We start from the raw sequence: 21,543 nt of genomic DNA, 5'->3' as shown, positions 1-21,543 counted from the left end.
TATTGTTATAACCCTCAACAATCACCGCAACAATTGAGGCATTCTTGCCGATTTAGTGAGTGAAATTCAGCAATGAGTCAATATCGCGCCACGCTACAGGAACTGGAGATGTTTGCCGCTATCGCCCAGCATCTGAGCTTTCGTAAAGCCGCTGGAGAACGCAACATCACGCCATCAGCGCTGAGCCATGCGATGCGTAATTTTGAAGAACGCCTCGGCATGCGGCTTCTCAATCGCACCACCCGCAAAGTGGCACTGACACCCGACGGGGAGCGCTTTCTCCAGCGCATCCAGCCCGCGTTACAGGATTTGGCGCAGGCTGTGGATGAACTGAATGACTGGCGCAGCGATCCGCAGGGGAATCTGCGTATCAGTATCCCGCGCTCAGCCGAAGCCCTGTTTTTCCAGTCGCTCATTCTGCCGTTTATGCAGCGCTATCCGCAGATCAACGTGGAAATCGACAGCAATGACACGCTGGTGGACATTGTGACTGCGGGTTTTGATGCCGGTGTACGTTATGGTGCCGTGCTGGCCCAGGATATGGTGGCGGTGCCATTTGGTGAACCGATGCGTGCCGTGGCGGTCGCCACCCCGGCATTTATTGCTCGTCACGGCGTACCGCAGACTCCCGCAGAGTTGCTGCACTTTCCCTGCATCGAACGGCGCTTTCCCAGCGGACGTCGCTATCGCTGGGAATTCTGGCAGGATGGGCAAAAACAGGAGGTGGCCGTGCGCGGCACTCTGGTTCTGGACAATAACGAGCGGATTCTACAAGCCGCACTGGCGGGTGCAGGGATTGCTTTTTTGCATCAGGGTACAGTGGCTGAAGCGCTGCAAAGCGGGGAACTGGTGGAAATTCTGCCGGAATTTACCCAGGTAGAAGAAGGCTTCTGGCTATATTATCCCAGCCGTAAATATATCCCCACACCGCTACGCTATTTTATTGACTGGCTTAAAGAAAACAGAAAAACAAATAACAGACTGGGGTAGCGGCGCGATTTATCGCGCGTTTTTTTCCAGCCAATTGCACGGAATTGCGCGATAAATCGCGCCGCTACATTTAAAACACGTAATAAAAAACGGCTCCCTTAAGGAGCCGTCTGTTTATTTCTCAGCGCTTATTTCTTTTTCGCTTTCGGGTTCGGCAGGTCGGTAATGCTACCTTCGAACACTTCCGCCGCCAGACCAACAGATTCATGCAGCGTCGGGTGCGCATGGATGGTCAGCGCGATGTCTTCCGCATCACAACCCATTTCGATAGCCAGACCGATTTCACCCAACAGCTCGCCGCCGTTGGTACCGACAATGGCACCACCGATAACACGGTGAGTTTCTTTGTCGAAAATCAGTTTGGTCATACCGTCAGCGCAGTCAGAAGCGATAGCACGGCCAGAAGCAGCCCACGGGAAGGTGGAAACTTCGTAGCTGATGCCTTTTTCTTTCGCTTCTTTCTCAGTCAGACCCACCCATGCCACTTCTGGCTCGGTATAGGCGATTGACGGAATCACTTTCGGATCGAAGTAGTGCTTCATACCGGCGATAACTTCAGCCGCTACGTGGCCTTCATGCACGCCTTTGTGCGCCAGCATCGGCTGACCAACGATGTCACCGATAGCGTAGATATGCGGCACGTTGGTGCGCATTTGTTTGTCGACGCGGATGAAACCACGGTCGTCCACTTCCACGCCCGCTTTGCCCGCATCCAGGCCTTTACCGTTCGGTACGCGGCCAATCGCCACCAGCACTGCGTCATAACGCTGGGCTTCAGTCGGCGCTTTTTTACCTTCCATGGAAACGTAAATACCGTCTTCTTTCGCTTCAACGGCCGTTACTTTGGTTTCCAGCATCAGGTTAAATTTCTTGCTGATACGTTTGGTGAAGACTTTCACCACGTCTTTATCGGCAGCCGGGATCACCTGGTCAAACATTTCAACCACGTCGATCTCTGAACCCAGCGCATGGTAAACGGTACCCATTTCCAGGCCGATAATACCGCCGCCCATCACCAGCAGACGCTTCGGTACTTCTTTCAGTTCCAGTGCATCGGTGGAATCCCACACGCGCGGATCTTCATGCGGAATGAACGGCAGTTCAATCGGACGAGAACCGGCCGCAATGATGGCGTTGTCGAAGTTGATGGTGGTCGCGCCGCCTTCACCTTCTACTACCAGCGTGTTAGCACCGGTGAATTTACCCAGACCGTTCACCACTTTCACTTTACGGCCTTTGGCCATACCAGCCAGACCGCCGGTCAGTTGGGTGATGACTTTCTCTTTCCAGGTACGAATTTTGTTGATGTCGGTTGAAGGCTGGCCAAACACGATGCCGTGTTCTTCCAGTGCTTTCGCTTCTTCAATCACTTTCGCTACGTGCAGCAGCGCTTTTGACGGGATACAGCCTACGTTCAGACATACACCACCGAGGGTGCTGTAGCGCTCTACCAGTACGGTTTCCAGACCTAAATCAGCGCAACGGAAGGCTGCAGAGTAACCTGCAGGACCTGCCCCAAGTACCACGACTTGAGTTTTAATCTCTGTACTCATCATGACCTCTTATTAGATTTCCGGCGGCCAGACGCGAACCTGTCCCAGGCTCTGGATGCCCTTATTCCACCGGCACATTTCACCGCAAGAGTTTACAGAATTGTTAACAAACTGCCAACCGCGGCAACTCAGAATGCGTACAACAAGGCCGGCATTTGCCGGCCTTGATTAACTTCACATCACCAGACGGCGAATGTCCGACAGCATGTTGTTGATGATGGTGATAAAGCGCGCACCATCAGCACCATCGATCACGCGGTGGTCGAAGGAAAGAGAGATTGGCATCATCAGACGTGGTGCAAACTCTTTACCGTTCCATACCGGTTCCATCGCAGACTTGGACACACCAAGGATAGCCACTTCCGGCGCGTTAACGATTGGCGCGAAGTGCGTGGTGCCGAGGCCACCCAGGCTGGAAATGGTGAAGCATCCACCCTGCATGTCGCCTGCGGTCAGCTTGCCGTCACGCGCTTTTTTCGAGATCGCCATCAGTTCGCGAGACAGTTCAGTGATGCCTTTTTTGTTCACATCTTTGAACACCGGAACCACCAGACCGTTCGGCGTATCAACCGCCACACCGATGTTGATGTATTTCTTCAGCGTCAGTTTCTGACCGTCTTCAGACAGTGAACTGTTGAAGCGAGGCATCTGCTCCAGCGCCGCCGCAACCGCTTTCATGATAAACACCACCGGGGTGAATTTCACATCCAGCTTACGTTTCTCGGCTTCGCTGTTCTGCTGTTTACGGAACGCTTCCAGATCGGTGATATCGGTTTTGTCGAAGTGGGTAACATGTGGAATCATCACCCAGTTGCGGCTCAGGTTGGCACCAGAGATTTTCTGGATACGGCCCAGTTCCACTTCTTCGATTTCACCGAACTTGCTGAAATCAACTTTCGGCCACGGCAGCAGGCCTGGCAGGCTACCACCGCTGGCAGCAGCAGCCGGTGCAGCTTCAGCGCGTTTCACCGCGTCTTTCACATACGTCTGCACGTCTTCTTTCAGGATGCGGCCTTTACGACCGGTGCCTTTGACTTTCGCCAGGTTGACACCGAACTCGCGCGCCAGGCGACGAATCACCGGCGTGGCATGGACGTAAGCATCGTTCTCAGCAAAGTCGCTTTTCGCATCGGCTTTCGCAGCTGCCGGAGCCGGTTGCGCAGCTGCCGGAGCCGGAGCCGCTTCCTGTTTCGCAGCCGGTGCGGCAGCAGCAGGCGCAGCGCCTTCTACTTCGAACACCATGATCAGCGAGCCAGTTTTGACTTTGTCGCCGGTCGCCACTTTCAGCTCTTTAACGGTGCCCGCAAACGGTGCCGGAACTTCCATCGAAGCTTTGTCGCCTTCAACCACAATCAGAGACTGTTCAGCGGAAACTTTGTCGCCCACTTTCACCAGCACTTCGGTGACTTCAACTTCATCACCACCGATGTCAGGAACGTTGACGTCTTTCGCACCCGCTGCCGCTGCCGGAGCAGGTGCAGCAGCAGGCTGTGCCGCCGGTGCCGCAGCGGCAGGCGCAGCGCCTTGCGCTTCAAACACCATGATAAGCGAACCGGTGTTTACTTTGTCGCCGGTGGCAATTTTGATCTCTTTCACCACGCCCGCGAACGGTGCCGGGACTTCCATGGAAGCCTTGTCGCCTTCCACGGTGATCAGTGACTGCTCAGCCGCTACGGTATCGCCGACTTTGACCAGAATCTCGGTCACTTCAACTTCGTCACCGCCGATATCCGGCACATTAACGTCTTTGCTGACCGCAGCCGCAGCCGCAGCCGGTGCCGGTGCCGCTTCCGCTTTCTTCTCTTCTGCCGCTGGTGCAACTGCTGCTGCACCCTCTGCGTCGAAGATCATGATGAGCGAACCGGTTTCCACTTTGTCGCCGGTAGCAATTTTGATTTCTTTCACCACGCCAGCCTGCGGCGAAGGCACTTCCATCGAGGCTTTATCGCCTTCCACAGTGATCAGCGACTGTTCGGCTTCTACTTTGTCGCCCACTTTGACCAGGATCTCGGTGACTTCAACTTCATCTGACCCGATATCCGGCACTTTAATTTCGATAGCCATTACTCTCTTACCTCTTAAGCCAGACGCGGGTTAACTTTATCGGCATCGATGTTGAATTTGGCGATCGCTTCTGCCACCACTTTCTTATCGATTTCGCCGCGTTTAGCCAGTTCACCCAGTGCTGCAACCACGACATAAGATGCATCCACTTCGAAGTGGTGACGCAGGTTCTCACGGCTGTCAGAACGACCGAAACCGTCGGTGCCCAGTACGCGGTAATCGCTGGCTGGCACGTAGCTACGAACCTGTTCAGCAAACAGTTTCATGTAGTCAGTTGACGCCACGGCAGGAGCCTCATTCATCACCTGAGCGATGTAAGGTACGCGCGGAGTTTCTGTCGGATGCAGCATGTTCCAGCGCTCACAATCCTGGCCATCACGCGCCAGTTCGGTGAACGAGGTCACGCTGTAAACGTCAGAGCCGATACCGTAGTCTTTCGCCAGGATCTGCGCAGCTTCACGCACGTGACGCAGGATAGAACCTGAACCCAGCAGCTGCACTTTGCCTTTGCTACCCTCTACGGTTTCCAGCTTGTAGATACCCTTACGGATACCCTCTTCCGCACCCTGCGGCATCGCTGGCATGTGGTAGTTTTCGTTCAGCGTGGTGATGTAGTAGTAAACGTTTTCCTGCGCTTCGCCGTACATACGGACCAGGCCGTCATGCATGATGACTGCCACTTCGTAGGCATAAGACGGATCGTAAGAAATACAGTTCGGGATAGTCAGCGACTGAATATGGCTGTGACCATCTTCATGCTGCAGGCCTTCACCGTTCAGAGTGGTACGACCGGAGGTGCCGCCCACGAGGAAGCCGCGCGCCTGCTGATCGCCCGCCAGCCACATCAGATCACCGATACGCTGGAAGCCGAACATTGAGTAATAGATGTAGAACGGAATCATCGGCAGGTTGTTGGTGCTGTAAGAGGTCGCCGCCGCCAGCCAGGATGAACCTGCACCCAGCTCGTTGATCCCTTCCTGCAGAATCTGGCCTTTCTCGTCTTCTTTATAGTAAGCAACCTGCTCGCGGTCCTGCGGGGTGTACTGCTGACCGTTCGGGCTGTAAATACCAATCTGACGGAACAGACCTTCCATACCAAAGGTACGGGCTTCGTCCGCCAGAATCGGCACCAGGCGATCTTTGATCGACTTGTTCTTCAGCATCACGTTCAGCGCACGCACGAAAGCGATGGTGGTAGAGATCTCTTTGCTCTGCTCTTCCAGCAGCGCATTGAACTCTTCCAGCGCCGGCATCTCCAGCTTCTCAGTGAAGTGTGGCTGACGCGTCGGCAGGTAGCCGCCCAGTTTCTCACGTTGACCGTGCAGATAGTTGTACTCTTCAGACCCTTTTTCGAAGGTCACGTACGGCAGTTTTTCAATGTTTTCATCGGCTACCGGCACATTGAAGCGATCGCGGATGTAGCGAACGCCATCCATGTTCATCTTCTTCACCTGGTGAGCGATGTTTTTGCCTTCCGCCGTGTCGCCCATACCATAACCTTTGATGGTATGCGCCAGAATCAGGGTCGGCTGGCCTTTGGTTTCCTGCGCTTTTTTCAGTGCTGCGTAGACTTTCTTCGGATCGTGACCACCACGGTTCAGGGCGAAGATCTCTTCGTCTGACCAGTCTTTCACCAGCGCAGCGGTCTCCGGATATTTACCGAAGAAGTGCTCACGCACGTATGCGCCATCGCGTGATTTGAAGGTCTGGTAGTCGCCGTCAACGGTTTCGTTCATCAGCTGAATCAGTTTGCCGCTGGTGTCTTTCTTCAGCAGCTCATCCCAGCGTCCGCCCCAGATCACTTTAATCACGTTCCAGCCAGCACCAGCAAAGATGCCTTCCAGCTCGTTGATGATCTTGCCGTTACCGGTTACCGGGCCATCCAGACGCTGCAGGTTACAGTTGATGATGAATACCAGGTTATCCAGTTTTTCACGGACTGCGATAGTGATCGCGCCTTTGGATTCCGGCTCATCCATCTCGCCATCACCGAGGAAGGCGTAGACCGTCTGATCGGCGGTATCTTTCAGACCACGGTGCTCAAGGTATTTCAGGAATTTAGCCTGATAAATCGCGTTGAGTGGGCCAAGACCCATAGAAACCGTCGGGAACTGCCAGAACTCAGGCATCAGTTTCGGGTGCGGATAAGAAGACAGGCCGTTGCCATGCACTTCCTGACGGAAGTTGTTCATCTGTTCTTCGGTCAGACGACCTTCAAGGAACGCACGAGAATAGATACCTGGAGAGATATGACCCTGGAAGTAAACCAGATCGCCGCCATTTTTCTCGCTACGTGCACGGAAGAAGTGGTTAAAGCACACTTCATAAATCGTCGCGGAAGACTGGAATGATGAGAGGTGACCACCCAGTTCCAGGTCTTTCTTCGACGCACGCAGCACCGACATGATGGCGTTCCAGCGAATTGCGGAACGGATACGACGTTCAAGGGAGGCGTTGCCCGGATAGTCCGGTTCGTCTTCAACGGCAATAGAGTTGATGTAGTTGCTGACAGCAGAAGAACCTGCTGCAACTTTTACGCCGCCTTTGCGTGCAGCACTTAATACCTGGTCAATCAGATACTGCGCGCGCTCAACACCTTCTTCACGGATGACCGATTCGATCGCCTGTAGCCAATCGCGAGTTTCGATCGGATCCACGTCATTGTGTAAACGTTCTGACATGGGGTGTATTCCTTATCTGTGTCTAATACGTTGAATTGTCAGGAGCCTGTCTGCTTGTGCTTTGCTTCAGTTCACAGCACAAGAAGACAGGCCCGTCGCTTTTTGATCCGCACGTTCGTTGCCGCGCGTTATTCCTTACGTTGCTGTAAACGACGCAGGGAGCGTTCACGACGACTCTGCTCCCGACTTCTGTCCAGCAAGATTTCCTCAATGAACGCCAGGTGACGGTGTGATGCCTCGCGTGCTTGTTCTGGCTCACGAGCCACAATCGCCTCAAAGATACTGGCGCGGTGACCGCTCACTTTCGCCAGCATTTCCCGGCGAGCGTAGAGCAATTCAAAATTCTGACGGACGTTTTGTTCCAGCATAGGGCCCATGGAACGCAGCAAATGTAAAAGCACCACATTATGGGCCGCTTCTGTGACAGCGATCTGATACTGCATCACGGCGTCCGCTTCGGCATCGAGATCGCCGCTGTCCTGTGCCTGCTGGATCTGAACATGGCAGTCGCGAATGCGCTGCAAGTCCTCATCCGTGCCACGCAGTGCCGCATAATAGGCAGCAATGCCTTCCAGCGCATGGCGGGTTTCCAGCAGGTCAAACTGAGATTCAGGGTGTTGAGCAAGCAAGCCGATAAGTGGGTCGCTCAGGCTTTGCCAGAGATGTTTTTGGACGAAGGTGCCGCCACCCTGACGGCGTAACAGCAATCCTTTCGCCTCCAGGCGCTGGATCGCTTCACGAAGAGAAGGACGTGACACATCGAATTGTTTGGCGAGTTCGCGCTCGGGAAGCAGCTTCTCTCCCGGCCGCAGCGTCCCTTCCATAATGAGGGATTCCAGCTGTTGCTCAATTGCATCGGAGAGCTTTGGTTGGCGAATCTTACTGTATGCCATCTTCCCTTCTTAGTTATGCCAGGCGTCCGGAGTAAATTGGTAATACCAATTGCCAATGGGTGCCGGTAAAGTAACAAAGTATTCACCTTGTGTCTATATGGCAGCCGTCACACTTCAGGGGATTATCATTGGTTAAATGCGCTAAATGGCGTTGATAAAGACAGAAATAGAGCCTCAGGGAGAATTGTTAACAGAATCCGCTTTTACCAAACCTTACACAGATTTAGCGCTTCTCGTTCTCCGCAACCATAAGGGAAAGCTATTCGTGTTTATTACCAATTCATGTCAGAAATAGCGCGGCAGGCCAGCAGTGGATGCTGCTGCTTTTTCCGTCATCCCTCAGCACAAAAAGCAAAAGCAGGTGCAAAGCGGCGCGCTTATCACTATTCTGGTCGCCAGGGTAGCTTACGTATGCACACAGCACGCCAGATACCGTAAATAAATGAGTACGTTATGTAAAAACAGCCTTACATTGGGCGTAAAATAACAACATCACGAGGTTCGTATGGAACAACAACATGGCGACACGCTGCACCGCGGCTTGAAAAATCGCCATATTCAGCTCATTGCGCTGGGCGGCGCAGTGGGTACCGGTCTGTTTCTGGGCAGCGCATCGGTGATTAAATCCGCCGGTCCGGCGGTTATTCTCGGTTATGCCATTGCAGGATTTATTGCCTTTCTGATTATGCGTCAATTAGGCGAAATGGTAGTGGAAGAGCCGGTTGCCGGTAGCTTCAGTCATTTTGCTTACAAATACTGGGGCAACTTCGCCGGTTTTGCTTCAGGCTGGAACTACTGGGTACTGTATGTGCTGGTTGCCATGGCCGAGCTGACTGCCGTCGGTAAATATGTCCAGTTCTGGTGGCCGGACTTCCCCACCTGGGCGACTGCCGCCATCTTCTTTGTGCTGATCAACGCCATCAACCTGACCAACGTGAAAGTGTTTGGTGAGATGGAGTTCTGGTTTGCCATTATCAAAGTGGTCGCGGTTATCGGCATGATTCTGTTTGGCGGCTGGCTGCTGTTCAGCGGCAACGGCGGCCCGCAGGCGACCGTCAGCAACCTGTGGAACCAGGGCGGCTTCCTGCCAAATGGTTTCGGCGGGCTGGTGATGATGATGGCGATCATCATGTTCTCGTTCGGTGGCCTGGAGCTGGTGGGTATCACCGCCGCAGAAGCCGACAACCCGGAGCAGAGCATTCCCAAAGCCACCAACCAGGTGCTGTGGCGTATTCTGATTTTCTATATCGGCTCACTGGCGGTTCTGCTGTCACTGCTGCCGTGGACCCGCGTCACCGCAGACACCAGCCCGTTCGTGCTGATCTTCCATGAGCTGGGAGATTCGTTGGTCGCTAATGCGCTGAACGTGGTGATCCTGACTGCGGCATTGTCGGTGTACAACAGCTGCGTCTACTGCAACAGCCGTATGTTGTTCGGTCTGGCACAACAGGGCAATGCGCCGAAAGCGCTGCTGAACGTCGACAAACGTGGCGTACCGGTGGCGACCATTCTGGTGTCTGCCGTCGCCACGGCGCTCTGTGTATTGATCAACTATCTGATGCCGGGCGAAGCTTTCGGCCTGCTGATGTCTTTAGTGGTCTCCGCGCTGGTGATTAACTGGGCGATGATCAGCCTGGCACACCTGAAATTCCGTAAGAAGAAAGACCAGCAGGGTGTCACCACGCGCTTCCCTGCCATCCTTTATCCACTGGGTAACTGGATTTGTCTGCTGTTCCTTGCGGCGATTCTGGTGATCATGCTGATGACGCCTGGCATGGCGATTTCAGTCTGGCTGATTCCGGTCTGGCTGGTAGTGCTGGCCGTGGGTTACGCGATCAAAAACAAAGCCCAACAGGCGTAAAGCTGTTCCTTCTGCCCGGCATTCATGTCCGGGCAGAAGTTTCTCTTCTTTAGATCTTCCTCACACTTTTTCCTGCCCAGGTGTTTTGTCCATCATCGTGACCAATTGGTCCCCGCCAGATTGCTGATTTTCCGTTAATAATTTTTGCATCTGTTATTACTGGAGATGAACAATGAAAGGAGCAGCACTCTCGTTCCGGGAAAAACTGGGATACGGCATGGGCGATGCCGGATGCAACATGATCGGCGGTGCCATCATGTTGTTCCTCAACTATTTCTATACCGATGTTTTTGGCCTGGCACCGGCACTGGTCGGCACCTTATTGCTTTCGGTGCGGGTGCTGGATGCGGTGACGGACCCGATTATGGGTGCCATTGCCGACCGCACGCAGAGCCGCTGGGGACGTTTTCGCCCGTGGTTGCTGTGGGTGTCCGTTCCCTATGTCCTGTTCAGCGTTCTGATGTTCACTACGCCAGACTGGAGCTATGACAACAAGGTGATCTGGGCATTTATCACCTATTTCCTGATGTCGCTGACCTACACCGCCATCAACATCCCCTACTGCTCACTGGGCGGGGTCATCACCAATGATCCTGGCGAGCGCGTCTCCTGCCAGTCGTATCGTTTTGTCATGGTGGGTGTCGCCACGCTGATCCTGTCGCTGTCGCTGCTGCCGATGGCCGAGTGGTTTGGTGGTGATAACAAAGCACGCGGCTATCAAATGGCGATGAGCGTACTGGCACTGATTGGTCTGGCGATGTTTCTGTTCTGCTTTGCCACCGTGCGTGAGCGTATTCGCCCGGCGGTGCCCAGCAACGACGATCTGAAAAACGACCTGCGCGATGTCTGGAAAAATGACCAGTGGGTACGCATTCTGCTGCTAACCTTCTGCAACGTCTGCCCTGGCTTTATCCGCATGGCCGCCACCATGTATTACGTGACCTGGGTGATGGGCCAGTCGACCCATTTTGCCACCCTGTTTATCAGCCTCGGTGTGATCGGCATGATGCTGGGCAGTACGCTGGCAAAACTCCTCACCGATCGCTGGTGCAAATTAAAAGTATTCTTCTGGACCAACATCGCGCTGGCGCTGTTCTCCAGCGGTTTTTACTGGATCGATCCGCATGCCACCCTGGCAGTGGTTATTGCTTATTTCCTGCTGAATATCCTGCATCAAATCCCCTCCCCGCTGCACTGGTCGCTGATGGCGGATGTCGATGATTACGGCGAATGGAAAACCGGTAAGCGCATCACTGGCATGAGCTTTTCCGGCAATCTGTTTTTCCTCAAAGTCGGGCTGGCGGTGGCTGGCGCGATGGTAGGCTTTTTACTCTCCATTTATGGCTATGATGCCGGGGCCAAACAACAAGCCCCCAGCGCACTGAATGGCATCATGCTGCTGTTTACCGTGATACCTGGCGTTGGCTACCTGATTACCGCCGGGGTCGTCCGTCTGCTGAAAGTCGATCGCAAACTGATGCGTACCATTCAGGACGATCTCGCTCTGCGCCGCGCTAATTTCCGTGATCTGCATGCCTCACGCCCGGCCGCTACCGCCGCTATCGAACCCGGAGAAATTAAATGAGCAATCCATGGCCTAATCCGTTTATCACTCAGCGCGCCGATCCTTTTATTCTCCACCACGACAAGGGTTATTACTTTGTCGCTTCGGTACCCGAATATGACCGGCTGGAAATACGTTATGCCGCTACGCTGGCGGCACTGCCTGAGGCAGAGCCGGTGGTGGTGTGGCACAAACCCGATACGGGTCCGTTTAGCGCGCTGATCTGGGCGCCGGAGCTGCATCATATCAATGGGCAGTGGGTGATCTATTTCGCGGCTGCGCCCAATCGTGAAATTAAAGATGGGTTATTCCAGCACCGGATGTATGCGCTGGTGTGCAGTGATGCCGACCCATTGACCGGCCACTGGCAGCCCGTCCGGCGCGTCCACACGCCGCTGGATAGTTTCTCTCTCGATGCCACGCATTTCGTCCATCAGGGGAAAAACTGGTATCTGTGGGCGCAGAAAGACCCGGCGATTCCTGGCAATTCGAACCTGTATCTTGCTGAATTACTCAACCCCTGGACGCTGAAAGGCACACCACAAATGCTGACTCGCCCGGAATATGAATGGGAGTGTGCCGGATTTAGCGTCAATGAAGGACCGGCGGTGATTCGCCACGGTAAGACGCTGTTTGTCACCTACTCAGCCAGCGCCACCGATGAGAATTATTGTCTGGGGATCCTGAGCATTGATGCCAATGCCGATCCACTCCAGCCTGGTGCGTGGCGAAAATCAGCGCGTCCGGTGTTCAGTAGCAGCTGGGATAATCATCAATATGGGCCGGGTCACAACAGTTTTACCGTCGATGAACAGGGGCGGGATGTGCTGGTCTATCATGCACGCAATTACACGGAAATTGAGGGTGATCCCCTGTGGGATCCTAACCGCCATACGCGACTGAAGTACTTTGACTGGCGCGAGGACGGCACACCTGATTTTGGCGTGCCGCCAGCCGATCACACCAGCGTGCCGTAGATGGTCAGTAACGCCACCACCACCACCAGCACCAGGGAAATACGTTTCGCCAGCGCAACCGCCACGCGCGGCGTTTCCACTTTATCAACATGTGGATCACGCGCGAGGGAGAATTGCGCCAGGCTGGTCAGCACCTGATATTGCGAGCGATGCCAGTCGGTTAATGAAGCGAACCAGGCTGGCAATGCGCGCTCACCGTGTCCGAGCAAAGCATAGGCGACACCGGCAAGACGCACCGGGATCCAATCCAGCAGATGCAGCACGCGATCAACGCCAGACTGCGCACGCTCCAGCGTTGAATGGTGTTTTGCCAGCCAGCTTTGCCAGGCGCGCAGAAACGCATATCCCACCAGCAACACCGGCCCCCAGGGGCCTCCCACCACAAACCAGAACAACGGGGCCAGATAGAAGCGGAAATTTATCCAGATAAGGGCGTTCTGTAGCTCGCGCAGAAAGTCGCGTTCAGTGCATTCTACGGGCACACCATGAATTAACGTCAGCTCTGCCGCCATCGCCTGATGAGCCGCCTTATCATCATGGCTCGCCGCTTTCAGATAGGCGTGATAATGCAAACGTACCGAACCCGCACCGATACACAGCAAACCCACCACAATCCAGAATAATAGCTGTGCCACACCAAACAGCAGGCCTTTCAGGCTCCAGACCAGCAGCCAGACAATCAGCATCGCCACAACCGTCATCATCAAGGTGCGGAATAAAGAAAAACGCTGGCGACCACGAAACAACGGCTCCAGCCGATGATCGAGCTGCCAGTGTTCCCCCAGTTTAAACAACCGTTCCCAACCTAAAACTAATAACAAGCTAAACAACGTCATAACTGCTCCTGCTGTTTCAGGGATTCTCCCGCTTTAAGGCGTGTTTATAGCGTTCCCAGTCAAATGCCGGACCCGGATCGGTTTTACGTTCCGGCGCAATATTGCTGTGGCCGGTAATGCGTTCCGCGGTCAGTGGATAGTGTTGCATTAATAACGCCGTTACCGCCTGCAACGTGGCATATTGCGCGTCGGTATAAGGCTGAGTATCGGTGCCTTCCAGCTCAATACCCATCGAGAAATCGTTACAGTTTTCCCGGCCCTCAAACTGAGAAATCCCCGCATGCCAGGCGCGCTCATCAAATGAAACATATTGCACCAGCTCGCCATCACGGCGAATCAGGCAATGTGCGGCGACACGCAAATGGGCAATATCAGCAAAATAAGGATGCGCATCGGCGGGCAAGGTGCCCGTAAACAGCCGATCAATCCACGGGCCGCCAAATTCACCGGGCGGCAAGCTGATATTGTGAATAATCAGTACGGAAGGCGTTTCATTTTCCGGTCGCTGGTTAAAGTGCGGTGACGGCACTTTACGCGCGCTGTTAATCCAGCCATCTTCCAGTTTCATGCCATTTTTCCTGCATTTAAGTCTGGCTGAGAATAACATGATTCTCCACGGCTGCTTGCGCGTTAATGCGAAAGCCTGCCAGAGTTAAGGATACTAAACATTTTACCGCCCTGAACTGGCAATGCCGGTAAAATCGGGCTAAGGTGTGCGCTCACTATCTCGTCATCTGGAGCAGGAAGAGTATGGCATCACGTCGTTACGATCCCGATCATCGCCGTCACGAATTGATCAAACGCATTGAGCATGACATCCCCGAAGCCGTTGCACGCGCGCTTCAGGAAGACTTAGGCGGCGAAGTGGATGCCGATCGTGACATCACTGCACTCTTACTGCCCGCTGAGAAACAGGCTGAAGCACAGATCATTACCCGGGAGGCCGGTGTTTTCTGTGGTAAACGCTGGGTGGGAGAAGTGTTCATCCAGTTAGGCAATAAAGTCACTATTACCTGGCACGTTGAAGATGGACAGGCTGTCGTGGCTGACCAACTGTTATTCGAACTCCGTGGCCCGGCGCGCCTGTTATTAACGGCAGAACGCACCGCACTGAATTTTGTGCAAACCCTCTCCGGCGTGGCGACGGCAGTCAGCCACTATGTGACATTGCTGGCAGGCAGTAACACCCAGCTACTGGATACCCGCAAAACCCTGCCGGGACTGCGTACCGCGCTGAAATATGCCGTGCTATGTGGTGGAGGCAGCAATCATCGTCTTGGCCTGTCTGATGCTTTTTTGATTAAAGAGAATCACATCATTGCCAGCGGTTCGGTGCGCCAGGCAGTGGAAAAAGCCCTGTGGTTACAGCCTGATGTGCCAGTGGAAGTCGAAGTGGAAACCCTGACTGAATTGCAGGATGCGCTGAATGCGGGCGCGGATATCATCATGCTCGACAACTTCAGCCTGGAGATGATGCGTGAGGCCGTGACGCTGACGCAAAAGCAGGCGTTGCTGGAAGTCTCCGGTAACGTCACAGAAAGCACACTGCCGCAAATTGCTCAGACGGGTGTGGATTATGTCTCGGTAGGGGCATTAACTAAGCACATCCGCGCCCTTGATCTGTCGATGCGCTTCCGCGACGCCTGATCGTGATTCGCGGCCGATTTGTGTGACCGCTTCCAGTTTGCTGTTCGTTCCGTTGCAAACCTGAATCTATTCTGCGCACGGCTTCCAGCCGTGCCATTCTGCCCTCTTCCGCTTAGCTCAACCCTTTTCTACCGTAGCGGCTCGACAACAAGGAGCCAGTTTATGGAACGACAACGCGGTTTTACCCTTATCGAATTAATGATTGTGATTGGCATCGTCGCCATCCTCAGCGCAATCGGCGTACCGGCTTATCAAAACTACCTGCAGCGCGCCGCACTGACGGATATGTTGCAGACCATGGTGCCCTACAAAACGGCGGTCGAGCTCTGCGCGATTGAACGCGGCGGGCCAGCCCAGTGCCAGGCGGGCGATCGCGGTATTCCTGCGGCCAAAGGTTCGCGCTATGTTGCGACACTTGCCGTGACTAATGGCGTCATCAGCCTGACTGGCCAGGAAAGCCTTGCGGGTTTAACAGTGGAAATGCAACCCGTCTGGAATAGCACCGATGGCACGCTTGACTGGCAACGCAGCTGCACCAGCGATAACAACAGCCTGCGCGAAAACTGCCTCGAACAGTTCCGTTTTGCCGACAAAGGTGGCCGCAATGGAGAAGTGTGATGCTATGCTCAAGGCGCTGTGCAAGCGCCACCACGCAATCATTCTGCATCATGACACCACGCTGTTGCGTGTGGCCGTCGCGGGCACACCCGAACCTGCCCTGCTGGAAGCGCTGCAGTTTGCCAGCCAGTGCAAAGTTGAAGTGGAGTGCTGGCCTGCCGCGCGGATTGAGCAGCTGTTGCACGAGCCGGGAAGCACTGAGAAGCAGCCCCGCGAGCAGGTTTCAGCTGAATCGGCAATCAACGCCGTCGAGCACATCCTGCAACAAGCCATACTGCGACGGGCATCCGATGTCCATTTCGAGCCACAACGCCATACGCTACGTATCCGACTCCGCATCGATGGCGTTCTGCATAACCTGACGCAGTTGCCCGATGCGCAACCTGCCGCGGTGCTTGCCCGCCTGAAAATTCTGGGTGGTCTGGATATTGCAGAACGTCGGCTACCCCAGGATGGGCAGTTTACCCTCGAAATCGAAGGTAAAACCGCGGCCTTTCGCCTTTCAACTCTGCCCGTCAGCCACGGAGAGAAAGCGGTAGTACGTCTGATGCAGAGTGAAAATAGCGCCATTGCCCTGGATAAACTCGGCATGCCGGTGGCGCAGTTGCGCCAGTTCAGCAACGCCCTGGCAAAACCACAAGGATTAATTCTGGTTACCGGCCCGACCGGAAGCGGCAAAACTTTCACCCTCTACAGTGGATTGAGCGCACTCAATGTGCCGGAAAAAAACGTATGCAGCGTGGAAGATCCGCTGGAGATCCCGCTGGAAGGTATCAACCAGACACAAATTCAGCCTCGCAGCGGGCTGGATTTTAATCTGGTGCTGCGTGCACTGCTGCGTCAGGATCCGGATGTCATCATGGTGGGCGAAATTCGCGATGCAGAAACGGCCGGGATTGCCGTCAAAGCTGCGCAAACCGGTCATCTGGTGCTTTCCACCCTGCATACCAACTCCACAGCAGAAACACTGACACGGTTACGGCAAATGGGGATTCCCGGCTATCTGCTCGGCCCGGCGTTGCAGCTGATCGTGGCACAGCGTCTGGTGAGAAGACTATGCACACATTGCCGACAGCCTGGGCAGGCGATCGCACATTTACCTGTCGGGTTATGGCCAGGCACCCTGCAAACCTGGCGAGCCCCCGGCTGCGATCACTGTTTTTCTGGCTATTACGGACGGCTGGCACTTTTCGAACTGCTGCCGATGACCGCTAAATTACAAAACGCGATTTCCGCCGATATGCCGCTGGAGCATCTGCTGTCGCTGGCGAACCAGCAGGGAATGAAAACATTAGTCAGCGCCGGGCTGGAGGCGGTGAGCCGGGGAGAAACCTCACTGGAAGAGATGCAGCGCGTCATTGGGTTAGGCAATGACTAATCTCTACCATTTTCGCTGGCAGGCGCTGGACAGCATGGGAGCGCTGCAAAGTGGCGAGTCGTTAATGAACCATCAGGAAGCACTGCTACAGCACCTGTCCGATCGCGGCATGCTGGCCGTGAGCTGGCAACGGGGCAAATGCTGGCGGGCTCGCGACTGGAAGTGGCAGCAAAAAATCGATTTGATACGCCAGCTAGCAACCCTGCTCAGGGCCGGTCTGCCACTTGCGGAAAGCCTGACACTGCTTGCTGAAGGTCATCCTGATACCGGCTGGCGGATATTGCTTAAAGGGTTGCAACAAAGGGTGATTACCGGGATCCCCTTTTCTCAGGCACTGCGCGACTGGCCGCAAATATTTCCACCGTTGTTTCCCGCATTAATGCAGGTGGGTGAACTTACCGGGCAACTGGATGAATGTTGCCGCCAGCTGGCGCAACAGCAAACCGGACAACAACATTTGCGGCAAAAAGTGGTGAAAGCGCTGCGTTATCCGCTGTTCATTTTACTGGTAGCGATCGCCGTGAGTGCCGGAATGCTGCTGTTTGTGTTGCCGGAGTTTGTCGCCGTTTACGCCAGCTTCGATGCACCACTGCCCACGCTCACCTCCGGTGTGATGGCCCTGTCCGCTCTGCTGCAACAGGCAGCGCTTCCTTTACTGGCCACCTGTGTATTGTTCTCGATGATTGCCCGGCAAATTTATCGACGGTCGGCGGACTGGCAGCGTCGCATACATCGCTGGTTGCTGCGATTGCCGTTGCTTGCGCCGCTGTGGCGCGGCAGCCAGCTCAGTCAAATCTATGCCATTTTGCAATTGACGCAGCAGGCAGGTTTAACCCTGCTGCAAAGTTTACAGGCGGTTGAAGCTACGTTGACGTCACGGCTCTGGCGGGAAGCCATCACCGATTTACAGCAACATATTGCCGGGGGCGCGCCACTGCATCAGGCTCTGCAACAACATTCGTTATTTACGCCTTTGTGCGCCCAGCTGATAAAAGTGGGTGAACAGGCTGGTGCTCTGGATGTGATGCTGTCGCGGCTGGCTGAATGGCACGAGGGACATACATTAACGCGTGCAGAATCCCTGGCGTCTGCGCTGGAACCGATGATGATGGTGGTGATTGGTGGCATCGTTGGCACTTTGGTGATTGCCATGTATTTGCCAGTGTTTGGGCTGGGAGATGCAATACGCTAACGGGTGCATATCACATGCACCCGCTTCACGGCATCAGCGTGTAAACACGCGGTTTTCCTGTTCAGCAACACGGATAAAGGTGGTGCGCTTGGTCAGCTCTTTAAGTCTTTCCGCACCCACATAGGTACAGGCTGAACGCAAGCCACCCAGAATATCTTTAATCGTTTCTTCAACCGGGCCGCGCAACGGTAAACGCACCGTCTTCCCTTCTGCCGCCCGATATTGCGCCACACCGCCTACATGGCGCTTCATGGCCGACTCAGAACTCATGCCATAAAACAGCATAAATTGCTCACCGTGTTCCTCCACGAGGGTGCCTTCACATTCATCATGCGCCGCCAGCATACCGCCAAGCATGACAAAATCTGCGCCGCCGCCAAACGCTTTTGCGATATCACCCGGTACGGCACAGCCACCGTCACTGACAATCTGCCCCCCAAGGCCATGCGCGGCATCCGCACACTCAATCACCGCCGAAAGCTGCGGATAGCCGACACCGGTTTTAACGCGGGTAGTACAGACCGACCCCGGACCGATGCCCACTTTCACAATATCTGCGCCGGAAAGAATCAATTCTTCAACCATTTCACCGGTAACCACGTTACCTGCGCAGATGGTTTTACCGGGGAAGCTTTCGCGGGCGCGTTGCAGAAATGCGACAAAGTGCTCGGAATAGCCATTGGCAACGTCAATGCAGATAAAATTCAGTTGCGGGGAAAGTGCCAGAACGGCGGTTAATTTGCTGAAATCTGCTTCTGAAGTCCCGGAGGAAACCATCACGTGGCTCAATACGGACGCCGGAACACGCTGAATAAATGCCTGCCAGTCTTCAACGCTGTAATGTTTATGAACGGCGGTCAGCACACCAAAAGCAGCCAGTGCTTCGGCCATGGTGAAGGTGCCCACCGTATCCATATTGGCGGCAATCACCGGTACGCCTGTCCAGCTCAGACCAGAATGTTTGAAAGTATAGGTACGTTCCAGCTCGACTTCGGAACGGCTTTTCAGGGTGGAGCGTTTAGGGCGGATGAGTACGTCTTTAAAGCCCAGTTTTAAATCTTCTTCAATACGCATAACAAGTGTCCTGGTTAGTGGCATCGAACCGCAGTTCGGGTAGCGCTCACGGCTCCAGTGTCGTTATCATACGCGCCATTCGTTCCGCGACAAGACTGCGAATTTCACTTTATTTAAGCTACAATCCGTTAAATTTAGCTGAGAAAATCGATTGTGATCGTGCTCTCATCTTGCTTTTAGTGATACGCAGGTTGTGGTGGCATGACAGTGCGAACTCCGGGATAACGTTATGCCTTTTACCGTTGCGCTAACGGGTGGTATTGGTAGTGGCAAATCTACCATCGCCAATGCCTTTGCGGCCCTGGGCGTCGATATTGTTGACGCCGACGCCATTGCCAGAGAAGTGGTTGAGCCAGGTACACCGGCATTGCAGGCCATTGCCCAACGCCATGGTGAATCCATCCTGACGGCGGAAGGCACCCTTTATCGCGCACGTCTGCGCGAGATTATTTTTCAGCAGCCACAGGAAAAGAACTGGCTGAACCAACTGCTGCATCCGCTGATTAATGCGCGAACTCAGCAGTTAAAGCAACTTGCGACCTCACCTTATGTACTGTGGGTGGTGCCCTTGCTGGTGGAAAATAGCTTACAGCATCAGGCCGATCGCGTGCTGGTAGTGGATGTGGATGAGGTAACTCAATTGCAGCGCACCCAACAGCGCGATGGGATTTCTCTCGCACAGGCCAAAAATATTCTTGCCGCGCAGGCCAGCCGACAGCAGCGCCTGGCCGTCGCGGATGACATCATTGATAATAGTGGCACGCCTGATGACGCGCTGCCGCGTGTTGCTGAACTTCACCAGCGCTATTTGCGCCTGGCAGCAGCAGGACAGGATTAACATCATGAGTACAGTCGTTCTGTTTGAACATCCCCTGAATGAGAAGATGCGCACCTGGCTGCGCGTTGAGTTTTTGCTTAACCAGTTGCACGACACCATTCCCGTTACCAGCTCCGTGTCGGCGCTGGGTGTTTTCCGCATTATTGGTGATTTGCTGGATATCTTCGAACGTGGCGATATGCGCACGGAATTGCTGAAAGAACTGGAGCGGCAGCAGCAGAAATTGCGCGCCTGGCTCGACGTTCCCGGCGTGGATCTGCAACGGGTTGAATCCCTTAGCAAGCAGTTAAAACAGCAATCGTCTGAGTTGATGCAGGCACCACGCATGGGCCAGCAATTACGTGAAGACCGCCTGGTTGGGCTGGTCCGTCAGCGTCTGAGCATTCCTGGCGGCTGCTGTAGCTTTGATATCCCCGGCTTGCATATTTGGTTGCACCTCGAACAATCCGTACGCGACACGCAGGTGAATACCTGGGTCGAGTCGCTAAATCCGCTGCGCAATAGCCTGGTGATGATCCTCGATCTGATTCGTCAGTCGGGTGTTTTCCGTAATCAAACCAGCCTGAACGGTTTTTATCAGGATAACGCCGAAGGCGCTGATTTGTTACGGCTGCAACTGACGCTGGAAGACGCGCTTTACCCGCAGGTATCCGGCCACAAGAGCCGTTATGCCATTCGTTTCCTGCCGCTGGACAGTGAGCGTGGTGACGTGCCTGCGCGACTTAATTTTGAACTGGCCTGTTGTTAGAGGATGTTATGCAGGAAGAAATGATTATTGTGTCCTGTCCCAATTGCGGTAAAGACGTGATGTGGGATGAGTTGAGTCCGTGGCGTCCGTTTTGCAGCAAACGCTGCCAGCTGATTGACTTAGGCGAGTGGGCGGCGGAAGAAAAACGCATCCCCAGTAGCGGTGACCTCACGGACAGCGATGACTGGAGTGAAGAGCAGCAATAACCATCAGGGGCCTGCGCCCCTGATGTCAGATTTCGCCTGCGACCAGACGCGCAATCAGCGCATGGTTAGCGGGTGGAAATTCATCGGCAACCAGCGCTTGCTGCTCAACCCAGCGTTGCGGCTGCCCTTCTTTGCCCCACGGCTCGCCCTGCCAGCCTTCGACCAGAAAGAAATGCAGCGTCACACGCAAATCTTCGTAGCTGTGATCGGCTTGACCGATCGCCTTGGCAGCCGTCACGTCAATACCGGTCTCTTCCATTAACTCACGCTTCAGCGCCTGTTCAGCGGTTTCACCTTGTTCGATTTTCCCGCCTGGAAACTCCCATTTATTGGCCATGTAAGAGCTTGCCGCGCGCTGAGCAAGGAAGATCTGATGGCTGGCATTGCGAATGATGCCCACCGCGACTTGCAGGTGTTTCATAA

The 21,543-nt window shown here is 54.5% G+C and carries 19 protein-coding genes; 11 read left to right on the top strand and 8 right to left on the bottom strand.

Features of this window, described 5'->3' with window-relative positions:
• The first annotated feature begins 72 nt into the window (after window positions 1-72).
• On the top strand, window positions 73-990 hold the full coding sequence (locus HA50_RS03655; protein WP_084872741.1) for a LysR family transcriptional regulator: 918 nt from the start codon (window positions 73-75) through the stop codon (window positions 988-990).
• Window positions 991-1,118: 128 nt separating this feature from the next.
• On the opposite strand, the gene lpdA is transcribed toward HA50_RS03655, so the two are convergent.
• From lpdA to pdhR, 4 genes are all read right to left on the bottom strand, one after another.
• On the bottom strand, window positions 1,119-2,543 hold the full coding sequence (lpdA, locus tag HA50_RS03650) for a dihydrolipoyl dehydrogenase (protein WP_084878317.1): 1,425 nt from the start codon (window positions 2,541-2,543) through the stop codon (window positions 1,119-1,121).
• Window positions 2,544-2,717: 174 nt separating this feature from the next.
• On the bottom strand, window positions 2,718-4,607 hold the full coding sequence (gene aceF, locus HA50_RS03645) for a pyruvate dehydrogenase complex dihydrolipoyllysine-residue acetyltransferase (RefSeq protein WP_084872739.1): 1,890 nt from the start codon (window positions 4,605-4,607) through the stop codon (window positions 2,718-2,720).
• 14 nt (window positions 4,608-4,621) lie between these two features.
• Complete coding sequence (gene aceE / locus HA50_RS03640) at window positions 4,622-7,288, bottom strand: pyruvate dehydrogenase (acetyl-transferring), homodimeric type (protein WP_084872737.1); 2,667 nt, start codon at window positions 7,286-7,288, stop codon at window positions 4,622-4,624.
• A 128-nt stretch (window positions 7,289-7,416) separates the two neighbouring features.
• Entirely contained in the window at window positions 7,417-8,181 is a 765-nt protein-coding gene (gene pdhR, locus HA50_RS03635) for a pyruvate dehydrogenase complex transcriptional repressor PdhR (RefSeq protein WP_084872735.1), read from the bottom strand.
• Window positions 8,182-8,686: 505 nt separating this feature from the next.
• On the opposite strand from pdhR, the gene aroP reads away from it, so the two are divergent.
• The 3 genes from aroP to HA50_RS03620 all read left to right on the top strand — a co-directional run bounded on the left by aroP (window position 8,687) and on the right by HA50_RS03620 (window position 12,583).
• Window positions 8,687-10,042, top strand: coding sequence for an aromatic amino acid transporter AroP (aroP, locus tag HA50_RS03630; protein ID WP_084872732.1), 1,356 nt, complete (start codon window positions 8,687-8,689; stop codon window positions 10,040-10,042).
• A 172-nt stretch (window positions 10,043-10,214) separates the two neighbouring features.
• Window positions 10,215-11,627, top strand: coding sequence for a glycoside-pentoside-hexuronide (GPH):cation symporter (locus tag HA50_RS03625; protein ID WP_084872730.1), 1,413 nt, complete (start codon window positions 10,215-10,217; stop codon window positions 11,625-11,627).
• Complete coding sequence (locus HA50_RS03620) at window positions 11,624-12,583, top strand: glycoside hydrolase family 43 protein (RefSeq protein ID WP_084872727.1); 960 nt, start codon at window positions 11,624-11,626, stop codon at window positions 12,581-12,583. Before HA50_RS03625 ends, HA50_RS03620 begins: the two co-directional genes overlap by 4 nt.
• Here HA50_RS03620 and ampE read toward each other — a convergent pair.
• Together ampE and ampD are read right to left on the bottom strand one after the other, a co-directional pair.
• Complete coding sequence (ampE, locus tag HA50_RS03615) at window positions 12,565-13,419, bottom strand: beta-lactamase regulator AmpE (RefSeq protein WP_084872725.1); 855 nt, start codon at window positions 13,417-13,419, stop codon at window positions 12,565-12,567. The two genes, HA50_RS03620 and ampE, sit on opposite strands and share 19 nt — an antisense overlap.
• A 16-nt stretch (window positions 13,420-13,435) precedes the next feature.
• The gene (ampD, locus tag HA50_RS03610) at window positions 13,436-13,987 is read right to left on the bottom strand and encodes a 1,6-anhydro-N-acetylmuramyl-L-alanine amidase AmpD (protein ID WP_084872722.1); all 552 of its coding nucleotides are present in this window, start codon (window positions 13,985-13,987) and stop codon (window positions 13,436-13,438) included.
• Window positions 13,988-14,169: 182 nt separating this feature from the next.
• On the opposite strand from ampD, the gene nadC reads away from it, so the two are divergent.
• From nadC to hofC, 4 genes are all read left to right on the top strand, one after another.
• Window positions 14,170-15,066, top strand: a complete 897-nt coding sequence (nadC, locus tag HA50_RS03605) for a carboxylating nicotinate-nucleotide diphosphorylase (RefSeq protein ID WP_084872720.1) — start codon at window positions 14,170-14,172, stop codon at window positions 15,064-15,066.
• Window positions 15,067-15,228: 162 nt separating this feature from the next.
• Window positions 15,229-15,684, top strand: coding sequence for a prepilin peptidase-dependent pilin (gene ppdD / locus HA50_RS03600; RefSeq protein ID WP_084872717.1), 456 nt, complete (start codon window positions 15,229-15,231; stop codon window positions 15,682-15,684).
• Window positions 15,671-17,062: a type II secretion system protein GspE gene (gene gspE, locus HA50_RS03595; RefSeq protein WP_084872715.1), complete on the top strand. Its 1,392-nt coding sequence runs from the start codon at window positions 15,671-15,673 to the stop codon at window positions 17,060-17,062. The genes ppdD and gspE overlap by 14 nt, the downstream gene beginning before the upstream one ends.
• Window positions 17,055-18,254, top strand: coding sequence for a protein transport protein HofC (gene hofC, locus HA50_RS03590; RefSeq protein WP_084872713.1), 1,200 nt, complete (start codon window positions 17,055-17,057; stop codon window positions 18,252-18,254). Before gspE ends, hofC begins: the two co-directional genes overlap by 8 nt.
• Before the next feature lie 33 nt (window positions 18,255-18,287).
• Here hofC and HA50_RS03585 read toward each other — a convergent pair whose 3' ends face one another.
• Complete coding sequence (locus HA50_RS03585) at window positions 18,288-19,328, bottom strand: GMP reductase (protein WP_084872711.1); 1,041 nt, start codon at window positions 19,326-19,328, stop codon at window positions 18,288-18,290.
• A gap of 229 nt (window positions 19,329-19,557) precedes the next feature.
• Between HA50_RS03585 and coaE the strand changes: the two genes are divergently transcribed.
• The 3 genes from coaE to yacG are packed head-to-tail and all read left to right on the top strand — an operon-like array spanning window position 19,558 to window position 21,120.
• Window positions 19,558-20,166 carry a dephospho-CoA kinase gene (coaE, locus tag HA50_RS03580; protein WP_084872709.1) on the top strand — a complete coding sequence of 203 codons (609 nt, stop codon included), beginning with the start codon at window positions 19,558-19,560 and terminating at the stop codon, window positions 20,164-20,166.
• 4 nt (window positions 20,167-20,170) lie between these two features.
• Complete coding sequence (zapD, locus tag HA50_RS03575; RefSeq protein ID WP_084872706.1) at window positions 20,171-20,914, top strand: cell division protein ZapD; 744 nt, start codon at window positions 20,171-20,173, stop codon at window positions 20,912-20,914.
• Between the two features lie 8 nt (window positions 20,915-20,922).
• Window positions 20,923-21,120, top strand: coding sequence for a DNA gyrase inhibitor YacG (gene yacG, locus HA50_RS03570; protein ID WP_084872703.1), 198 nt, complete (start codon window positions 20,923-20,925; stop codon window positions 21,118-21,120).
• 25 nt (window positions 21,121-21,145) lie between these two features.
• Here yacG and mutT read toward each other — a convergent pair whose 3' ends face one another.
• Window positions 21,146-21,541 (bottom strand): 8-oxo-dGTP diphosphatase MutT, encoded by a 396-nt coding sequence (gene mutT, locus HA50_RS03565; RefSeq protein ID WP_084872700.1) that lies wholly within the window; start codon window positions 21,539-21,541, stop codon window positions 21,146-21,148.
• Window positions 21,542-21,543: the final 2 nt, after the last annotated feature.

The sequence above is a fragment of the Pantoea cypripedii genome (assembly GCF_002095535.1).
GTDB lineage: Bacteria > Pseudomonadota > Gammaproteobacteria > Enterobacterales > Enterobacteriaceae > Pantoea > Pantoea cypripedii.
Note: the sequence above shows the minus strand (reverse complement) of the source record. Positions and strands in the feature narration are given on the sequence as shown.